20 protein-coding genes and 1 tRNA gene are annotated in these 19,989 nt (G+C 27.5%); all 21 read right to left on the bottom strand.

The window, feature by feature from the left end:
• Nucleotides 1-140 precede the first annotated feature (140 nt).
• The 21 genes from NNC19_RS10985 to coaE all read right to left on the bottom strand — a co-directional run bounded on the left by NNC19_RS10985 (nt 141) and on the right by coaE (nt 19,982).
• Complete coding sequence (locus NNC19_RS10985; protein ID WP_310938696.1) at nt 141-680, bottom strand: hypothetical protein; 540 nt, start codon at nt 678-680, stop codon at nt 141-143.
• A gap of 626 nt (nt 681-1,306) precedes the next feature.
• Nucleotides 1,307-2,062 carry a hypothetical protein gene (locus NNC19_RS10980; RefSeq protein ID WP_310938695.1) on the bottom strand — a complete coding sequence of 252 codons (756 nt, stop codon included), beginning with the start codon at nt 2,060-2,062 and terminating at the stop codon, nt 1,307-1,309.
• Between the two features lie 144 nt (nt 2,063-2,206).
• The gene (locus NNC19_RS10975; protein WP_310938694.1) at nt 2,207-2,446 is read right to left on the bottom strand and encodes a PC4/YdbC family ssDNA-binding protein; all 240 of its coding nucleotides are present in this window, start codon (nt 2,444-2,446) and stop codon (nt 2,207-2,209) included.
• A gap of 11 nt (nt 2,447-2,457) precedes the next feature.
• Nucleotides 2,458-3,174, bottom strand: coding sequence for a SprT family zinc-dependent metalloprotease (locus NNC19_RS10970; protein ID WP_310938693.1), 717 nt, complete (start codon nt 3,172-3,174; stop codon nt 2,458-2,460).
• A 26-nt stretch (nt 3,175-3,200) separates the two neighbouring features.
• On the bottom strand, nt 3,201-3,974 hold the full coding sequence (locus NNC19_RS10965) for a hypothetical protein (protein ID WP_310938692.1): 774 nt from the start codon (nt 3,972-3,974) through the stop codon (nt 3,201-3,203).
• An 18-nt stretch (nt 3,975-3,992) separates the two neighbouring features.
• Entirely contained in the window at nt 3,993-4,313 is a 321-nt protein-coding gene (locus NNC19_RS10960; RefSeq protein WP_310938691.1) for a hypothetical protein, read from the bottom strand.
• Nucleotides 4,314-4,387: 74 nt separating this feature from the next.
• Nucleotides 4,388-7,591 (bottom strand): type I restriction endonuclease subunit R, encoded by a 3,204-nt coding sequence (locus NNC19_RS10955; RefSeq protein ID WP_310938690.1) that lies wholly within the window; start codon nt 7,589-7,591, stop codon nt 4,388-4,390.
• 15 nt (nt 7,592-7,606) lie between these two features.
• Nucleotides 7,607-8,992: a P-loop NTPase fold protein gene (locus NNC19_RS10950; RefSeq protein ID WP_310938689.1), complete on the bottom strand. Its 1,386-nt coding sequence runs from the start codon at nt 8,990-8,992 to the stop codon at nt 7,607-7,609.
• Between the two features lie 19 nt (nt 8,993-9,011).
• On the bottom strand, nt 9,012-10,232 hold the full coding sequence (locus NNC19_RS10945; protein WP_310938688.1) for a restriction endonuclease subunit S: 1,221 nt from the start codon (nt 10,230-10,232) through the stop codon (nt 9,012-9,014).
• A gap of 9 nt (nt 10,233-10,241) precedes the next feature.
• Nucleotides 10,242-10,631, bottom strand: a complete 390-nt coding sequence (locus NNC19_RS10940) for a retropepsin-like aspartic protease (RefSeq protein ID WP_310938687.1) — start codon at nt 10,629-10,631, stop codon at nt 10,242-10,244.
• Nucleotides 10,624-10,884: a hypothetical protein gene (locus tag NNC19_RS10935; protein WP_310938686.1), complete on the bottom strand. Its 261-nt coding sequence runs from the start codon at nt 10,882-10,884 to the stop codon at nt 10,624-10,626. The genes NNC19_RS10940 and NNC19_RS10935 overlap by 8 nt, the downstream gene beginning before the upstream one ends.
• 50 nt (nt 10,885-10,934) lie before the next feature.
• Complete coding sequence (locus tag NNC19_RS10930) at nt 10,935-12,452, bottom strand: type I restriction-modification system subunit M (protein ID WP_310938685.1); 1,518 nt, start codon at nt 12,450-12,452, stop codon at nt 10,935-10,937.
• 559 nt (nt 12,453-13,011) lie between these two features.
• On the bottom strand, nt 13,012-14,166 hold the full coding sequence (locus NNC19_RS10925; RefSeq protein ID WP_310938684.1) for a hypothetical protein: 1,155 nt from the start codon (nt 14,164-14,166) through the stop codon (nt 13,012-13,014).
• Between the two features lie 18 nt (nt 14,167-14,184).
• Nucleotides 14,185-14,529: a hypothetical protein gene (locus tag NNC19_RS10920; protein WP_310938683.1), complete on the bottom strand. Its 345-nt coding sequence runs from the start codon at nt 14,527-14,529 to the stop codon at nt 14,185-14,187.
• A complete protein-coding gene (locus NNC19_RS10915) occupies nt 14,519-15,046 on the bottom strand; it encodes a hypothetical protein (protein ID WP_310938682.1) in 528 nt (175 codons plus the stop codon). Before NNC19_RS10915 ends, NNC19_RS10920 begins: the two co-directional genes overlap by 11 nt.
• A 22-nt stretch (nt 15,047-15,068) precedes the next feature.
• A complete protein-coding gene (locus NNC19_RS10910) occupies nt 15,069-15,977 on the bottom strand; it encodes a hypothetical protein (RefSeq protein ID WP_310938681.1) in 909 nt (302 codons plus the stop codon).
• Between the two features lie 394 nt (nt 15,978-16,371).
• Nucleotides 16,372-17,328 (bottom strand): tyrosine-type recombinase/integrase, encoded by a 957-nt coding sequence (locus NNC19_RS10905; RefSeq protein WP_310938680.1) that lies wholly within the window; start codon nt 17,326-17,328, stop codon nt 16,372-16,374.
• A 137-nt stretch (nt 17,329-17,465) separates the two neighbouring features.
• A tRNA-Leu gene (locus NNC19_RS10900) sits at nt 17,466-17,551 on the bottom strand.
• Nucleotides 17,552-17,684: 133 nt separating this feature from the next.
• Complete coding sequence (locus NNC19_RS10895) at nt 17,685-18,815, bottom strand: glycosyl hydrolase family 8 (protein ID WP_310938679.1); 1,131 nt, start codon at nt 18,813-18,815, stop codon at nt 17,685-17,687.
• Between the two features lie 11 nt (nt 18,816-18,826).
• On the bottom strand, nt 18,827-19,369 hold the full coding sequence (locus NNC19_RS10890; protein ID WP_310938678.1) for a lytic transglycosylase domain-containing protein: 543 nt from the start codon (nt 19,367-19,369) through the stop codon (nt 18,827-18,829).
• A 16-nt stretch (nt 19,370-19,385) separates the two neighbouring features.
• On the bottom strand, nt 19,386-19,982 hold the full coding sequence (gene coaE / locus NNC19_RS10885) for a dephospho-CoA kinase (protein ID WP_310938677.1): 597 nt from the start codon (nt 19,980-19,982) through the stop codon (nt 19,386-19,388).
• Between the last annotated feature and the right edge of the window lie 7 nt (nt 19,983-19,989).

The following is a 19,989-nucleotide window of genomic DNA, read 5'->3' as shown; positions in this document are numbered from 1 at the left end:
ATATAACGCGACTGAAAGCTAGATAAAATCTAGCTTTCAGTTTAAGATTTTTTTATACTTTCCTTTACATTAAAAAAGGTCCCCTAATAGAAAACCTCTTTCTTAAAGACATCTCTTATTTTATATAATCCCACTTTAGATTAACTTTCTTCTAATGATATTGATTGCTTACCTTTAGTTATTGTTAATGGATTTTTAGTTCTTTCCATATCTAGAATTCTATTTATATAAGAATTTATTTCTTCTCCATATGCAATTTTTCGCAGTTGTAAAAAAATCTTATTTTCTTCAGTTAAAAACACAGTATAACTATGCCTTCCCCTTTCTTTACTTGCAACATCTTTTCCTTTTAAATTACCAGAACCACTATCAAACCTACTACTATGCTTTAACTTTTCTTGACAAGCTCTACAACAAGCTGTATATCCAGATTTTTCACTAGAAAAATGATATTCTTCATCATTATGAATATCCTTCCAACTATACTCATCTCCTATTTTAATTATCTCTAAAACAGGAAATGATTTTTCACATTCTTTACAAATGATAACAAGTTGATTCGTGCTTTTGTGAAATCTATAATAGCTTATTCTTTTATATGTCCATTCTGGTAATCCTACTTTCATACCTTCAATATTTATATGTTTTAATGCTCTGCTAAATGTAATAACCTCTGACATTGTACCTACTCCTTTTATCCTATAATTTTATCTTTTGAAACTATGAGACTAATAGTCTATTATTCTCTTCATCTCTGATATAATTAGATTATTAAAAGATAAAAGTATTTTTCAAGTATTTTTATATCTTAATGAATTAATAATTCATTATTTCTTAATCAGAATAATATCTTATTTAGTTTTGCAAGTTAACATGACTTTTCTTTCATTTTCAATGATGTTGTACTTAATTAACCCCATCATGTTGACACGTATCAAAATCAAACTACAATTCTTTTACTTACTACTTGCTTATTTCCTTTTATTATGTGTATCAACTGGCTTCCTTACTTGGTTAATCAATGTTTTCGGTAATATAACATTAAGTATAATATATTGCTTTTAGCAATATTATTTTATTGGCATAATGTTAAATTCCCTCATTTTTAGATTTCAGCATAAAGGGTGTTTGTTTTTATATTCTATTGAAGTTTAGAAAATATTAATGTTCTTTAAAAATGTCAATTTCAAATAATAATTTTCTATACCTTTTGCAGGATTTATCAAAGTAAAATTTCATAAAAAAGTTTAATAGTGAATTTGTATTTTTAGTTTCAAAAAAATAGGCAATACCATATTACCTATTTCTAAAGTCTATTCTTGCTTTTTAATCTGCCATAAACATATTCAAATATCTCCTCTATTTTCTCTTCATTTCCAAGTAGATATACTCTTTTATTTTTATTTTTTTCTATATAACCATTTATAACTTCAGTTATAGATTTTTTATTTATATTACCATCTATAGTTGCGGCAGCAGAATTATATAAGTTGAAATCATATTCATTAAGAATATCTAAAACCCAATTTTTTGTATCTAAAGATAATCCATTAAGATAATAAAAGTTCTCAACAACTTTTATTCTGTTTCCCGATTCTAAACTTAAAATTTCTTTTGGTCTAAAATAGTAATCATAACTAACTACTTCCACTAGTACTCTATTTCTTATTCTATTTGATACTATTCCTTTAGAATATCTCTTAACTCTATCAAGTACTATCCTCTTTTCATCATCTATTTTCATTATAATGAACTCAATATTATGTCTATTAACTTGATCTAGTGCATTATTTCTAATGATTTCTTTTATATTAGGTTTATTTTTATCTAAAGCCTTAACTATATTATTACTTAATACATTTACTTTCACATTACACTTTTCTTTCAATAACTTTAAAGATTCCGACAATCCTAGAAGCAATGAATCTAACAAACAAATATTTTCATATGTTCCATATATAATCTTACTATTATTCTTATATACCAATAGTGCAGTAAAAGCACCTATGTCATCACTAACTGATGAAGCAAGATACAAATCAACTGTTTTCATTTCATTCATATTTTCCACCACTTATTATCATAATCGATTAATGTCTATAATATAATCACATCATAATCATTTTATAATCAATTCATAACCATGCTATATTCGAGTTATATTTACTAACATTAAATAATAACCAAACTTTCTATTACCAAAAATTTAATCAACTTCTAGTTCTTCCATATTTAAATTTTTCAGTATATCATTGAACTTATTAAATTCTTCTTTACTAATTGTAACTCCCTTGCCCATTTTCTCATGGTTTTCATCCCATTCTCTTATATCTATTTTAGGTTTTCTGTTATTCCAACTTATTAGATTAACTTCTTTTTTCCACCCTTTTGCTCCTTCACTTAAAACTCCAAGATTTTTAATTATTTGAAATTTTATTTCTGCCATAGCTCTTTCTCCTATAAATTCATTTTTACTCCATTATTTTTAAGCCATTCTTTTCTACTTTCAAAATCTGGCATAACACTATTTAACAACTCCCAAAATTCCTTTGAATGATTCTTGTGGTACAAATGACACATCTCATGTACAATAATGTAATCTAGCACATTAGCCTTTGCCATTACACACCGCCAATTAAAGAATAACTCATTTTTAATTGTACAGCTTCCCCATCTCTTTTGTTGCTCTTTCACTTTTATTGAAGTTGGCTTAATATTAAAGTATCTTTCATAATACTTAATTCTTTCTTCTATTTTTTCTTTAGTTTTTTTTCTATACCATTCCTTCATGGCTTTCTCAATAGTTTCATTATCTTTACTTCTGGTTGTAATATAGAACTTTCCTTTATAAAGTTTTAATCCTGCATTTTTAATATCTTCATCAATTACAATTTGTAAAGAATAGTTTCGTCCTAAATATAAAAAGCTTTCTCCATTAACAAATTCCCTATTAATCTTTTTATACTGCATATTTTTAAAGGAATATAATTGTTCTACAATCCATTTTGCTTTGCTTTTTGTTTTATTAATAATAACATCTTCTGGTGTATCAAGTGGAGCCACAACAGTAATAATATCTGGCGGTTCTACGCTAATTTCTAATGTTTTTCTTTTTCTAAATATTACATTAAATCCTATAATTCTTGTTCCATACTGGAATTCTAATCTCATCATTAGCACCTTCTCTGAAAATACTTTTATTATTTTGAAAAGAAAACAAATAAACCTAGTATCATTATTATTATAAAAATGAAAGCCAAATGTGATTTAATCTTTGCTTTTTTATCAACAATAAAATGAAATAATATAATGCAAATAATCATTAGAATTATAAGAGGACTATCAATTGCCATTATATTTATAAATGCCTGTCTACCATTGCTAAAATCTATTTTTGTAGTTTCCATAACTTTAATATTAAAAACAATAATTGATATTGCAGTAATTATTAAAGCTAAAATTTCACCTATACGCCCATAAAACGAATCTAACCTAGTTTTTAATTGAACAATATACTCATTAACTTCCCCTAATTTTGTGTCAAGTTCCTGTATTTTTTGATTAACCACTTCTATTTTCTCTGCAAATTTTGTTTTACTATATTCATTTTTCTCACTAATCTCATCATATTTTTGCAATGTTTCATTTCTTATATCCTCTACATCCTTCTTTATATCTTCTAAATCTTGAATATATCTTGAACTATAACTTATATAATCTGCCTCATCTTTAGAAGGAACTATGATATTATTTTCCTTAACATATTTTTTACCTTCTTCTGTAATCTTAAACTTAATATCTCTCCCAATTGGAGTTTCTTCAATCAACCTTTTTTCTATAAGTTCAATGACTACCCTCTTAACAGTTGCAATAGATATATTATTTACTCTTGAAATATCCTTTAATCCTAAATAATCATCCACAGCATAAAAATAACCTAATACATTATTTGAATATCTCAACTTACTTTCCACAACAAAACTCCTATTCAATCATTCTTTCATCTCTATTAAATATTGAGTAATTACTGATGAAAGAATTAAAAATCCATTATTTTTTATACCAAACTTTCTATAACTATCTTCATCTAAATAAATTTCGTAATTATTCAAAATATTATATATCGCTTCTTCATATCGATCAACAAACGGAGTCCAATCCCAATAATCCTTATAATTTGAATCTAGCCAAGATATTAAGGTTTTATTTTCAACAAATTTATTAACTTCTGATGTACTAATCACTTCTCCAGAATCTACAACAGCATTTAATCCAAATATAAAATATGCTAACATACCTTTAGTAATATTCATAAAATTTCTCCCCCCAATTTTATATATTAAAAATTTAAACCTTATTTATAATCAAATATACTCTTTTTCACCTATTATTCTTCAATGATAGCAAAGTGTTTCTTTGCTAGGTTTAATAACGGTTGTATCATTTGTTTTCTTGTATTTATTTCTATTTGTTTAAAGTATTTTCTTGTAAGTGTTAAAAATAACGCTCTTTCTATATCTCCTGTTTTGGATAAGTTAGTAGTCCAATCTATTACATAATTATTCTTAACAATTTCTGCTACATCTTTAGCAATAGATTTAGATAATTCAATGATGTCTGAACTAATATATGTAGCTTCTTTTTCTGCAATCTTATTATTATGAGAGGTTTCATTCCCTCCCTCTAATAGATACTTTTTAACTATTTCAAAGAAAGCATACTCTTTCATATTTAAACCTAATGCTTCAGCTTCATTCATTTCTCCTTGCTCAACATCATTCTTAATAAACTGCTCTAACTGTTTCTTTCTTTCAATCCAATTATTCTTTGTTTCATCTAATATCTTTTGAAGTTTTTCCAAAAGACTTGTATAGTATACAGGGTTATCATCAATTTTCACATGTATAACATGCTTCACTGCATGTTCCATTGCAGAGGCTTGTGCCTCATCACTATTAAGCGAATTAATCTTTGATTGAAAATTCTTTTCAAACAAGGTTATTGGTTCTATCCACTGCTGTACACCAAGAGAAACTAAATGTTTTTCTATTATTTCTTTAACCTTTTCTCCACAATCGCTTATATCAAATTCTTCATTTGGTCTAAATCTTGCCTTTGCTCCTGCTCTGATATATGATAACCATTTTACGTCATTTAATATATCTGTTGGAACATTATTAGGCATTAATGATTCTGCTGTACCTATAAACTTCTTATATGCCAGTTCAAATTCTGCTCTTTTATCTTCTGGTTCAATAACTCTTACTAATTCATCTAAATTGCTTTTGTCTTTTCCTTTAAACATTCCCATTGCAGCTTCTCTTAAAGATAACATTTGCTTATATAATTCATCCATACTTTCCATAGGTTTGCCAAGTTCATCTTTATCAAATATAGCAAGTGCTTCTTCCAAGAAATTTGAAACTCCATAATAATCAACAATATATCCACATTGTTTAGTTATGGTAACTTTTTTTACTGTTCCATCATCTAGGGTTTTCTCCACTTCTCTTACATATGTTCTATTAGTTCTTGCTATCGCTTGTAATAAATTATGTTCCTTTAGTGGTCTATCCAAGTACATTACTTGCTCTGTAGGAGCGTCAAAACCTGTAAGTAGCATATCCTTGACAATTAAAAAGCATAATTTGTCCTTCTCTACTGGTTGGGTAAATCTCTTTATAATGGCTTCCTGTTCTGATTTTGAAGTAAAATGTTCTTTTAAATGTGTTTTTGCATTAAGGGATCCAGAAATAATAACTTTTGCTTCTAATGATTCATCAAAATAATCTTTCATATACCTATTAATTGCATTATAGTATTTAACACAAGCTTCCCTACTAACACAAACAATTTGAGCTTTAAAACCATTTGGATATATCTGTTCTTTATAATGCTTTAAAATATCCTTTGCTATATCATCAATTCTATCTTCTGCTTCAACAAGCATTTTTTTAGTTGCATATTTTTGTTTTATAGCTTCTCGTTCCTCTTCTTCTCTTTCAGAAAAAGCTTGATTAAATAGATCTTCTAATGTTTCGCCTTTTATTTGAAGCTCTGTCTTTCTACCTTCATATACAATTTTTACAGTTGCACCATCTTCAACAGCTTCTCTTATTCCATATTTATCTATATAACTTCCAAAGGTACGAGCTGTAGACTTATCTTCCTTGTCAATTGGTGTTCCTGTAAAACCAATAAAACAAGCATTTGGTAATGCTGTACGCATATTCTTGGCAGTCCCCTTATATTGGGAACGGTGTGCTTCATCAGCTAAAACAATAACATTTGACTTTAGTGTAAGCACAGGATATTCCTTTTCAAAAAATAAAGCTGAATCCTGCTTTTCATCATTAAAGACTTCCTTATTATCTCTCTCGCTCATAAACTTCTGTATAGTTGTCATTATAATTTGTGCCTTTGGTTTTGAAAGTAATCCTTGCATTTCTTCAACTGATTCTGCCCTTACTGGAGTTGTAATTGAAGATAGTGTCCTTACAAATGTTGCATATATTTGCTTGTCCAAATCTATTCTATCTGTAACAACTACAATTGTAGAATCTGATAAATTATCCATCCTTCTTAATTTTCTAGCTAACATTACCATGGTTAGGCTCTTTCCAGAGCCTTGCGTATGCCAAATTATACCACCTCTGGATAGCCCATCCTTACCATTAACTAATCTACTTATTGCTTTATTAACTGCTCTAAATTGCTGATAACGACATATTTTCTTTATTGTAGCAGAATTATCTACTTCAAAAAGAATGAAGTTTCTCATTATATCTAATAAGTTTTCCTTTTCTAGAAGCCCTTGCAAAAATAGGTTTTGTCCATTATTATCTACATCTTCAATATCTTTTTTATTGAATGGATATGGATCTTTCCACTCTAAATAGTGATTATATTTAGAGCTTATTGTCCCTACATAAGCATGGTATTTGTTTAGTATTCCTGTAAAGAAGTTAGTATAAAATAGCCTTGGTGTTCCTTCAACAACATTAGGATCTCTTTCATTCATGTATCTTCTCAATTGTTCAAAAGCTTCCTTTTTTCCAACATTCTCGTTAGACTTCTTTTCTAAAAATGGTGATTTACATTCAAGAACAACTACAGGAATTCCATTAACAAATATAATTATATCTGGGAATATAGACTTACCAGTTAAAGTTTTAATTTCAAATTGCCTTGTAACAAGAAAGTCATTATTCTCAAATTTATCCCAATCTATAAATTTGACTGTTTGTGGTTTCTTTTGACCATTACCATATATATCTTGCTCTACAGTGAAATCAAGGTTAACTAAAGCATTATATATCTTCTCATTTATCTCTAAAAGTGACACTCCTAAATTTTCTGGCCTTGATAAGAATCTTATAACTTTATTGATATTAGATTCATCTATCCAAGGATTTAACCTTTTAATTGCTTTCTCAAGCCTTTTAGTTAAAATAACTTCTGTTAGAGAATCTCTTTCTCCTAATTCTGGTGTTAATTCATTGCCATAAACAAATTTATAATCAAGTTTTTCTTCTAAATATTTAATAGCAGGAAGTTCTACTAAAGTTTCCTCATTGCCCAAATGTGACATATTCTCTTCCCCCTTTTATTTCCCATCAATCAAAGTAAAATTATCATATAATTCTACCATTTTAAATATGTTTTCTTTAGATATTATTTCATTTGCATTTACATTCCAATCTTCTATCCCCGAAACTATTCTAGTATAATACTCTAAACATCTCTTATCTTTATTTTCCAATTGTTTATTTTCTTTTATCTTATTAATTTCACTATTATCATTTAATAACCAAATTAAGAATGCTTTAAACTCATAAGTTATACTATCTTCAAGCCATTTTTCAATATTTTCATTTTGTTGCTTTAATTTTTGTACAAGTTCATTATAACCAATTTGCATAAGTTTTATCCTATTATACAGTCCATAATTTATTTTCTTTATAGCACATAATATTATTAACAGATGTAGATATATTAACTTATTAGCATTAGCTTTCAGTATCATATAAATTTGTACAATAAATTTCTCTATATCCCTTAATGTTAAATTAAATCCACCTATTACTTGTACTAATATATTTAAAATTTTCGGATATGTATACTCTGTCAGCCAAATATCCAAAAGTTCCTTATCTTTTAGCATAAAAGTAAATTTATATTTTTCCATTAAATACTCTACATATTGAACATCATTAACTTTTTTTAATCTATATTCTAAATCTATAAATCTAGTTAAATACCCATTAATATCTGTTTGTTCTCCATATATCACTCTTACAGAATTTGATAATGCTTCTTTATCTATTCCCAGAATAAAAATTATATTTTGCACATTGAAAAAATGTTTTATTCTTTCAAGTAAACTTATTGCATAGTTTGGCCTACATCTATCTAATTCATCAACAAAAATAATCATAGGTTTAGTATTATGTTCAAATTCTTTCAATGCTATTTTTTCTAATTCTTTTCTAAATTCCTCTACTGATTTTTTGTTTTTATTATAATTATCAATTTTTTCTGAAACCATTCTACTTAATTCATCATTTGAAATAATTTCTTCACTATCAATCCCAGTCTTATTTTTAATAACTTTAGAAATTATTTTAGGTGATTGTTTTGCTAAAGCTAAACTAACTTCTTTAGCTTTCTCCATAAATCCTTTGACTTTATCTTCATCATTAATATTTTCACGTATTTCATCTACAAATGCTATAAATGGTTCTTCTACATAGTCATTCTCCCAAGCATTGAAAAATATTGTCTTATATCCATGATTTTTTAAATATTCATTCCACATTCTTAAAAATGAAGTTTTTCCTGTCCCCCATTGAGAATTTACTGCTAAAACCATTTGATTATCTACTACATTAAACATAGAAGTAAGATTTCTAACTTCTTCTTCTCTTTGTAACTTATCATTTTGAAACGGATTATTTTCATCAATTTTCAATGTGTTATTAAATATCCCCATAAATTCTTTATTCCCCTTATTATACTCTTATTTTCCCTGTTAAAAGTTTCTCCATAAGTCCTTTTTTAAGCTCCTGTAGTTTTTCCTTTTTAATTTCATATTCTTCTATTTTTTCATCTACTGATGATAAAATATCTGCCAATTTAGATTGTTCAGATATTTCGTTTGGACATGGAATACTAATTCTTCTTAAATCTTTTTGATTTAGCTTTGCTCTTGTTCCACCTTGCACAATATTAGTAATATCTTTGTGAACTAAACTATAAAACACCCACTTACTACTATTAGGATTAATTGATTTAAGAACATGAGCATGATTATTAACCCAACACTTACCTGTAACATAAAATGCAATTGGTTTTTCTTTAAACTCTGAAAAATTCCCTCCATCTTCAGCCATTAAAATCAACTCATCATCAAATAAGTATTCATTTATATAATCAACTATTGCATTTGCTCCATAATACGGTATATCTCCTTGCATATCTAACCGTTGCTTTTCATTTAATGGAACACGCTTTGAGTCTAATATTTCACAAATATCTTCAATCCTTTTCACTTCCCACTCCTTCGGAATTACCCCAACTTCCGTCTCTTTAAACTCTGTATGACCAATGCCGTCTTTAAGAAGCTTCTGCATAAGCCCTTTTTTAAGTTTTTTTGTTTTTCCTTTAAGTTTATCAGTTATTTCTATTTGTTCATCAACAAATGATAAAATTAAGGAAATTTTTTGTTGTTCAGCAACAGAAGGTAATACTATTTTTAAATCTTTAAAAAATGGTATTCCTATTGTTTTAATAGTACTTCCTACCCCAATTCTTTCAAATAATTTTTTCCTATTTAAAAAGTCATAATATAAATATAAATTATTTAAATTTTCATTGCATACATAATTAACAAAGTGTTGACTAGTTGCCATTTCTGAATTAGTTATACCAACTTTGCCGACAGTAGCGTCACGTGATAGGACAACTGTTCCCTTTGGTAATAAAACTGCTGAAGAATTATTAATACCCTTAATTGTTGTATAGTCTTCTGTTTCACATATATATCCTTTATCTAATTTTTTTGTATCCTTTAGTGAAATCCAAGGTATATCTCCACTCCAATATTCTGGTACTTTTTTATCTGGTGTGTGTCCTGTGTATCTTTTTGTAAGTTTATCTAAATATTCTACATTCCATTCTTCTGGTATCACACCAAGCTCTGTCATCTTATATCCTTCTCTAATCTTTTTCATAATCATCACCTACCTATTACCTTTAGTTACTTTCATTTCATATAAATCAATTGCTGCTCCAACCTTCTCCATAAAATTCATTCCTAATATTCCATTTATCTCAAAGCCATAATCCATAACTCCAACCTCTATTTTGAAATTTTGAAGCTCTAATTCACCTAAAGTTATTAAGTCAACATCTTTCTTATATACAAACTCTGATCCACCTACCCCAGAGACAGATTCAATAACATCATCAGCTTCTATTGTTATTCCTATTTCTTCAACAACATCCATTTTAAACACACTTCCACCAGAACCTGTATCTAAAAGTACATTATCAATATTTATGCTTTTCCCTTTATAAGAAAGTTTAACTGTACAAAAAGGAAGTCCATATTTCAACTCAAGTTTAACCATTTTTTCGTACTCCAATCCAGTTTCTTTCTTCTATTATTAGTTCTTCATTTTTAGTATGGTAAACATACATTTCTCTGTTTTTATCCTTTTTATGTCTATCTGAATACTCTTTAAGAGCTTCTTTTCCCTCATCATATATATTTATAATCGAAAGTTCATTCACTAATCTCTTTCCTTCTTCTGAATGAGCTTCTATAGCTTCAAATAAAAGCCATTTATCTGGATATATTTTTCTTGCTTCGTTCCACTTCAACAAAAATCCCTCCTCACCTTTTATTATTATCACCTCTTTTTCTTTAATCTTTAAATATTATCAAATCCAAGTTCTTCAAGGTATCCATTAAGTTTTTCTTCTGAATCTACCATCTTCATCTTTAATTCTCTTATATCTTGTAACACTAGATCTATATCAATTTCTTCTTCTTCTTCACTTGTATCAACATATCTACTTATATTTAAGTTAAAGTCATTTTCTTTAATAGCAGAAAGACTAACTACAGTAGCATATTTTTCAACATCTTTGTATTCATCAAAAGCCATAACTATTTTATCTATATCTTCATCCCTTAATTTATTCTTATTCCCATCCTTTACAAAACCTTGACTTCCATCTATAAATAAAACATTTTCTTTTCTTTCTACTGGCTTATTTTTATTCATAACTAATATAGCAGCAGGAATACCAGTACCATAAAACATATTTTGTGGTAGCCCTATTACTGCTTCAATTAAATCATCTTTTAAGAAACCTTCTCTTATCTTTCCCTCTGCTCCACCTCTAAATAAAACTCCATGAGGAACTACTGAAGCCATTTTTCCCTTTGCATTTAAACTTGTTATCATATGAGAAACAAAAGCTAAATCTCCATAACTTTTTGGTGGTACTCCATAAGAAAACCTATGGTACATATCTGCATTTGCTTCTTCTACACCCCAATTTTTTAATGAAAATGGAGGATTAGCTAACACTTTATCAAAAGTCTTTAATACTCCACCTTCTGTATGAAGTGGTGTTCTAATAGTATCACCTTTTTGTATATCTGCTCCTTTTGCATTATGGAATAGCATATTCATTTTACAAATTGCCCAAGTTGATAAATTTATTTCTTGCCCAAATAAGGATATATTCTTTGAGTTTCCCCCATGTTCTTTTATATACCGTATCGATTGTATGAGCATCCCTCCACTTCCAGATGTTGGGTCATATATTCTATCTCCTTCTTTTGGTTTTAAAATATTAACCATGGTTTTAACTACTTCAGTTGGTGTATAGAATTCTCCACCTTTCTTACCACCTTCATCAGCAAACTGTTTAATTAAGTATTGATATGCGTCCCCTAAAATATCTTGACTTTCAAGATTGTGGTCTGCTAAATAAATACCATCAAATATCAATAAAAGTTGTGATAATTTTTTATCTGGCACACGTTCTTTATCATTGTAGTTTGCTGTAGTAAGAACCCCTATAAGTTCAGAATTTTTAGGTTCATCTTCTAAAGACTTAAAAGCTTTATCTAGTTCTGGTCCTATGTTTAAATTAAGATTCTTTAACTTTTCCCATCTTGCTTGTTCTGGTACATAAAATGTTTCATAGACAGTGGGATCATCAAGAAGCACATTTACCTCTTCCTTCGTCATTCCTTGTTCTATAAACTCTTTCTTTCTCTCTTCTCTTTCTTCATCAAATTCATCATTTAATCTTTTTAAAAAGAGTAATCCAAATATGTAATCCTTATATTGTGAAGCGTCAAGCTCCCCTCTTAAAATATCGGCAGCTGCCCATAATGTTGATTCTAACTTTTCTAATGTCAATTTTTCCATCTCATGCACCTCTAAACTATATTTTTTTTATAACTTATTATCTAACTATATATTAATTATTATAACATTATGTTGTTTATATAGTAATGTTCAAGTTTACATTAATGTTATATTCTTCATAAAATCTAACTAAAAAGGACAGGTAATTTAACATACCTATCCTTTTTCTTCTTTACTTATTAGCATTATATATTTTTTATATTACTGATTGTAACAAATTGTTATATCTTGTGTTCTTATTACTTTGGATATATCTGCACCCATTCCAATATTAATCAATATATCTGAATCCATAATAAGATTATTATATATTCTAATAGTTCCATCATCCTTACACCTTACTTTTCCGGTCTTTACATTAACTAATATATATTCTTCTTTTTCTTCTCTCTTATTAGGGATTTGAAATGAAAAATATAGTTCCTTATCACCACATTAAATTATATCTCCTGCTTTTGCTTGTGATTTATTTATTTTAATATTCATTTGTCCATGATCCTTCAACTATTTTTATCAAATAAAGCCCCCATCTCAAATTGAACTATTATTTAATAGAAAATTATAATACATCTATAGCTTTCTCTTTAATCTTTTCTACTATATTCTCCATTGCAATATTAATAGCTACTTTATGATTTTCATTTATATTCACTAATTCATTTAAATTCTTCCTATTATAATATTCCTTATTTTTTTCACTATCAGTTTTTATTTTTTTTAAATGGAAGTAACTTTTTACTTCTTCTTCAGTTAATTCTTTAAATTTATCATTGTGAATAAGACTTCCCAAATTCAATTCTATCAGAAGTTCTTCATATTTAGATTTTTTTCCTCTATTCAATCCCTTCTTTTTAGGTTTTTCTTTATACCTTTGTATTAACTCAAAACTTTTATCATAATCACTTTGAGAAAGCATATATTTATTTCCTATTTTATAGTAATTTAGGATACCCTTTTGACAATACCTTAAAAGAGATCTATGATTCATATTAAAGTTCTTTGCAAATATTCCTATTGGATATAATTTAGGAATTTCTGCAAGTTCCTCATTTGCTATTTTAATATAAATATTATATATCCTTTTTATATCTCCACTATTTAAATCATCTTGAGAAGCTGTTTCTTTAACTACTCTTTCATGTTTGGGAATTATATCTGCATACTTATTCCAAGCTTCAAAATATTCTTCACTTCCTATTAACCCATCTATAATTTGAAAATTTGAAACTCCAGTGCCTGTAAAATGATTATATCCTAAATAATTTAATAAACTTTCTTTTTCAACATACTTAATTTGCTTATATATTATTGTCCTAATTGCTCCTGTAGAATTACAAATTACATCAAAATGCTTTTTACAAATATTTAAAATTTTAACTACTTCATTTCTTTCAATATATTTATTAATATCAATAACATCATTTATTACTGCTACACTCCCATCTCTAAATTTATCCATTAAACTATCCCTTAACTCAATTCTTTTCTTTCTCTGTTCCTTGCTTTCTGAAACTTTTGTCCCATCTTTAAACACTGGAATATGTAGCATATATTTATAAAATTGATTTCTTCTGTAAACACTAAACTTTTTTAAATTTTCATCCTTCATTACATTTTCATTAATTATTGACATTAGTAATTCAAAATACTTTTTCCCACTCATATATGGAATCTTACTTTTTAAGTCATTCTCTAAAACTATTTTTGCAGACATAAATCCCTCCTTATTTTTCTATTTTCTTTTCCAACATAACAAATCAATGTTATTTGCATTAGCCACTTTTACCATTAAAGTTTCAATGTCTGAAATACTTTCTTTTCCATATTCTTTCCATTGTATTATCATATTATCTCTATTTAAATAAGTTATATATCTACTAAACTCACAATCATTGCTCTTACAAAGATAGTATCCTTGTAACCTATTTCTCAAATGTACAGTTTGTCCTATTTTTATCATTTTTCCACTTTCGTATATTACATATATTCCCGGATTATTAGGTACATTATACTTAACTTCCGCCAATTTTATAGTATTTAGTTTAATATTGAAATTAAAAAAATTATTATTTTCCATTACTGTTTTCTCCTTTTATAGTAGTTTCTATTATTTCTATTTTTACTTTTTTATCTTTAAAAGCTCTGTAAATTATATCCATATCAATTCCCCCAATATAATAGCTTCCACTATGTGTATCCAAAAAAAATTCACCTTCATATCTCAACTTCATTTGGGGAATATAGTATTCTAGGTTTAAAAACTCAACTATTTCTTTTATTGTAGGCACAATATACTTTTCTTCACATTTTACTATTTGGACATTTTCTATTTTTTTCTTTATGGTACTATTATAAATAGAATACTTAAACTCCATTTGCACTGCCCCATAGTAATCGATATACACTCTTACTTCTAATCCAATTATCTCACAGGTACAATTATATATTTCATCAAGTATCTGAATTGATTTTTCTAAATTACTCCTAAAGTCCTTTTCTAAACACAAATGTTTTATTTCATGCTTTAAACAGAATTCTCTTTGGTTATGATTAAAAGTTTTACCACAAAAGTCACAAATGTACTGCTTTTTCATTTCCAATTAACTCCATTATTCATTATAATTTATAAACATTCATAAATTCTTCTGTGGTTAAATCTGTTAAAATAGCATGTATATTTTCAATTCCCATTATCTTTGCACAAAATAGAAAAGACGCTCCTCTAACCAAACTATAATAACCACTTCTATTTGGAATTTCTCTAACAAAAATAGGATTGCTTATTTTGCCTTCTTCTGATATTTTCCCTAACAATCCATTTAATTCAACAGATACACAATCAAGATGATGTTTTTCAGTAACAAGTATTCTATTAATTGGAATACTAAAACTTATATTTTCATTTATTGTTTCCATAACATTATTCTCCTTTTCTGATTCTATAATTTTTTTTATTATATCTTCATCTATTTCATCTATAATTTTTAATGGCATAAGTAACTTTAAAACCTCTTTCATTTCACTTTGCTCACAAAAATAGATTTGATCTTTAAAAAAATGTCTATAATTCAATGCAAATCTTGCAAATTTATCTACTGTTTTTAGGCTTATCTCATTACTTTGTGCTTTTTTAAAACTTATACTGCCCTTTTTAGTGGTATCTAAAATTCTTATAAGCTCAATTAATTTCATACTGCTTCTTTTTATATCTGCTATATTTTTGATTTGTCTTAAATTTCTATATATTTTTTTATAAGTTCCTTCTTGTAATATGTCTATTGCACTTTTACAATCACTGTATATCTTTATTTTATATTCTTCATTTTCACACCAAGGCATAACATATTCTAAAAAAATATTTATAGATTTTTCTATTGCAATTAATTCTCCCTCATAAGAGTCTTCTGCTACTTGTGAACCAAATGCGATAATTGCAATGTTTGGAGTTTTGGAATTGAAAATTTTAACTCCAAACCCACTCTTGCCATTTCTATAACTTCCATCGCAATAAATTTTCCACTCCAAGCCTTATAACCTCCTAACTTGTTGTGTATTTTAATTTCTAGATTATTCAGATTTATTAATAGATGATTTTAATAATTTTAGACAAATAAAATAAACTATCTACCTCCTTTAAGCTATCGAAAGAATTATCAAACAATAGAACTAATAACTTTTTCAAGATAGTTCTAATTAAATTCTTTTCCCGATAGTTTAAATATAGTAAATAGTTTAAATGTAAGTTTCTAGGAAATTTCGATATGAATTTTTGAAACGTATAAGAAATTATCTTATGACAGTATAATAAAACATTTGTTCTCTAAATGCAAGTAAAAATATGCATTTTTATAAAATCATTATGAAAAGAACTGATAGGAACATTCCTTTTCATATGTGATTCCTACCCCTTTTTTAATGACTATATTCCCCTATATCTCATTTTAATATGCTCACCATTATCACTCATATGTTCTAATGGTGATATATTATCAAAATCTTTTTGTAAATCTTCAGTAAACATTTCTACATATTCCTTAACAACATCTAAAGTAGAGTGTCCCAACATCTTTTGTAACTTAAACATATCCCCACCATTTGTTATCCACATTTTTGCAAATGTATGCCTCCACAAATGAACACCACTTTTAGCTACACCTCTTCGTCTATTATATAATTTCAAAACATGTTGTACACTATTTGCACTCATTTGTTTTCCAAACTGTGTTGGAAATAGGTATTCCGTTGGTTCTCCCCCTCTAAACACGATGTATTCACTTAAAACCTTTTCTAATGTTTTTGACATTGGAACTATTTGTTGTTTTCTATTTTTTGTATGTTCATATGTAATAAGTCTATTTTCAAAGTCCAAATCACATATTCTTATATTTATCAAAGTCCTAACTCTCATCCCTGTTCCTAAAAGTATATTTATCATTGTCCAACTTCTAAATTCCACAAATGTACATTTTTTAATATCTGGTTTCTTTAATAATAATTTTATTTCTGCTTCTGAATAAGTTTCTTTAATTTTCTTTACAGTTCTTATTTCCTCAATTTTAAATTCTTCCATATATCCAAGTCTCATAAAAAAATAACATATTGCTCTAATCCCTCTTAAGTTTGTGTTAATTGTTATATCATTCTGACTTGTCTTTTCTCTCATAAAAATAATAAACTTATCAATTGTTTCCTTTGTAATATCTTTTATAGCAATTTCATTAGGCATATATTTATACCAAATAACAACCACATTATCATAATGCTCAATAGTAAATTTTGATAAATTTCTTACTTTGCAATTTAGAGTAAATTCCTTATACCCTTCCCCGAAAGTCTTTATGTTTTGTTTTACATTCATCGTAATCTTTTTTGCCATATTTTCACCTCAAAATAAGTATTTAGATTACGCTTTTTCCAGAAATAAATCCACACGCTTCTCCTTTTTTATTCAGAAAAACGTGTGGACTCAATTTTCATTTTCAACGTGTGACATCCCTTATAAATAGGGCTATTTGGTGCAGGTGACGGGACTTGAACCCGTACGTAACTAGTACACACGCCCCTCAAACGTGCCTGTCTGCCAATTCCAGCACACCTGCTCAAAACAATACCTAGGTATATATTACCTCAACTGTTTCAATATTTCAATACCTTTTATTTAATGAACTAAAAATATTATTAGCTTTCAATTTCATTTCTATAAAAAAGCAAATTCAATTGAATTCACTTTTTCTATGTTATACTATGAACTTTTCTCCATGCAAGAAGTGCATTTAAATTATCAAAAGAATATACTTCAAAACTTACTGAATCACCATATGCACCATAAATCAAATTGTTTTTATCAATAACTTGATAACCTTCAAGTTTTGATTTGCAAATATCATATAATTCTTCATCATTAATTTCATCTGAAACTTGAAGTAAATTTGAATATATGGAAGTTGACTCTACCTTACTAGTAGGCATCCCTGAATCTTTGTTGTAACTTGCATATATTCCACCATCAGTCTTATAATGCTCCTTAAGCCAATCAATACTCATTTTAATGTCTTCCCCAGCCTGTGCTCTATTTAGAAGTACTATTGAATTCGTTAAGGTATCAACATCACCATCATCATAAGAATTGCTTTTTCTATCATATTCCTTTTTATATAATGGCACCTTATCACTTATATATCCATTATTCATAACTTCTAAGGAAGCTTTATATATAGGTTTATATTCCTTATCTAAATTAGCTAAAATTTGAAATGTTTTAAGATCTAAATAGCATAAAGTAGTCTTTGAACTTTGTCCATATCCATCATTAAAATCAGCTAATAATTCATTATCTATTAATTCTCTTTTTATTCCTTTAGAAATTTTAAAAGCTAATTTTCTATAATTTATATCATTCCATCTTTCTGATGCTAATAATAATGCTTTTACCATTCTTAAGTCATCTATAGTTGCTGATGTAGAATTTGGAGCTCCATTTTCAACTCTCCAAGATATTAAACCATTTTTTAAAATCATATTATTTTTAACATAGGATAGTATTTCATCAAATTCACCTTTTCTATCTCTATCTATATAATATAAAAGCATTAATCCTTGAGATTCTGATAATACTGATGCACCTTTAGTTATTTCCCCTTCTGAATTAGCTTCTTTATAATTAGTTTTTATTCCATAATTTTCATTAATCAATTTTGAATTAACGAAATTTAATAAACTCTGTTCTTTATCACTTACAGCATTATTTTCCCACTTCACCTTACTATCTATTGGCTTAATATAAGGCATGCTCAAATGAACTGTTACTATTCCAACTAAAATTATAGTAGAAATACCAAGTATAATTCTATTCTTCTTTATCATTTTCTCACCTTTTATTCGTATAGCATCTCATATATTTTATAATATGTTTTTACTTTATCTACATACTTTTTAGTTTCTTTATATGGTATATAATCTAAAGATTCACCTTCCTTAGAATAGCTTGGATTCTTTAGCCACTCATTAACTCGTCCTCTACCTGCATTGTATGCAGCTACATATAAATCCATATCTCCAAACTCTTTCCGTAGATTATCTAGATACCAACAACCCATTTTTATATTATATTCTTCTTCGTATAGTTTATCAGATGTATAATCTTCTAATTTCATCTCTTTGGCAATCCACTCACCAGTATCTTCTGTTATTTGCATTAATCCTAACGCATTCTTATGAGATTTTGCATCCCTATTAAATCCACTTTCCGCCATAATTACAGAAACTACAAAGTAAGGATCCAAATCATTTTCCTTAGCATATTTGGTAATGGCCTCTTTATGTCTAAACGGAAAGATATATTCCTTTACTATATATTTTCCCCCATAAAAAGCAATAATTATTAAGATTACAAATGCAATCAGTTTTTTAAACTTCATCCCCTTCTCCTTTGTGCTATATTATTTTAAAAAATTCTACAATATCTTCTACTTGTTTTTTAGTTTTTGCAACATCACCATTATTATCTATAAGTATATTAGCAAATTCTTTTTTACTTTCTAATGGCATCTGTGCATTTATTCTACTTATAGCATCACCATTAGATACTTTATCTCTAGATTTTACCCTTTGTATTTGTGTATTGTTATCAGCCCAAACCAATATTACATAATCCATTTCATTATGTAGATTATTCTCAATTAATGTAGGAGCATCAAGCACTACTAATTTTTCTCCTTTTTTCTCATATCTATCAAAAGCTAAGTTAACTTCCTTGATTATATAAGGAATTATTATAGATTCAAATTTAACTCTTTGTTTTGGGAATCTAAATATATGATTCCCAAACTCTTTTCTTCTAAATTCTCCTCTCCAATCAAAAAAACCTTCTCCAAACTCACTTCTAACTGTATTAAGGATTTCAGGATAATTGTTTAGCACTTGCTTTGCCACTAAATCTGCATCTATAACCTTAAATCCAGCTGCAATTAACATACCAGATACTGTACTCTTTCCTGTACCTATCCCCCCTGTTAATCCTACCTTAAGCATTTCTACG

Source organism: Clostridium sp. SHJSY1 (genome assembly GCF_031626875.1).
Classification (GTDB): Bacteria; Bacillota; Clostridia; order Clostridiales; family Clostridiaceae; genus Clostridium.
This window is presented reverse-complemented; position numbering and strand designations above follow the sequence as displayed.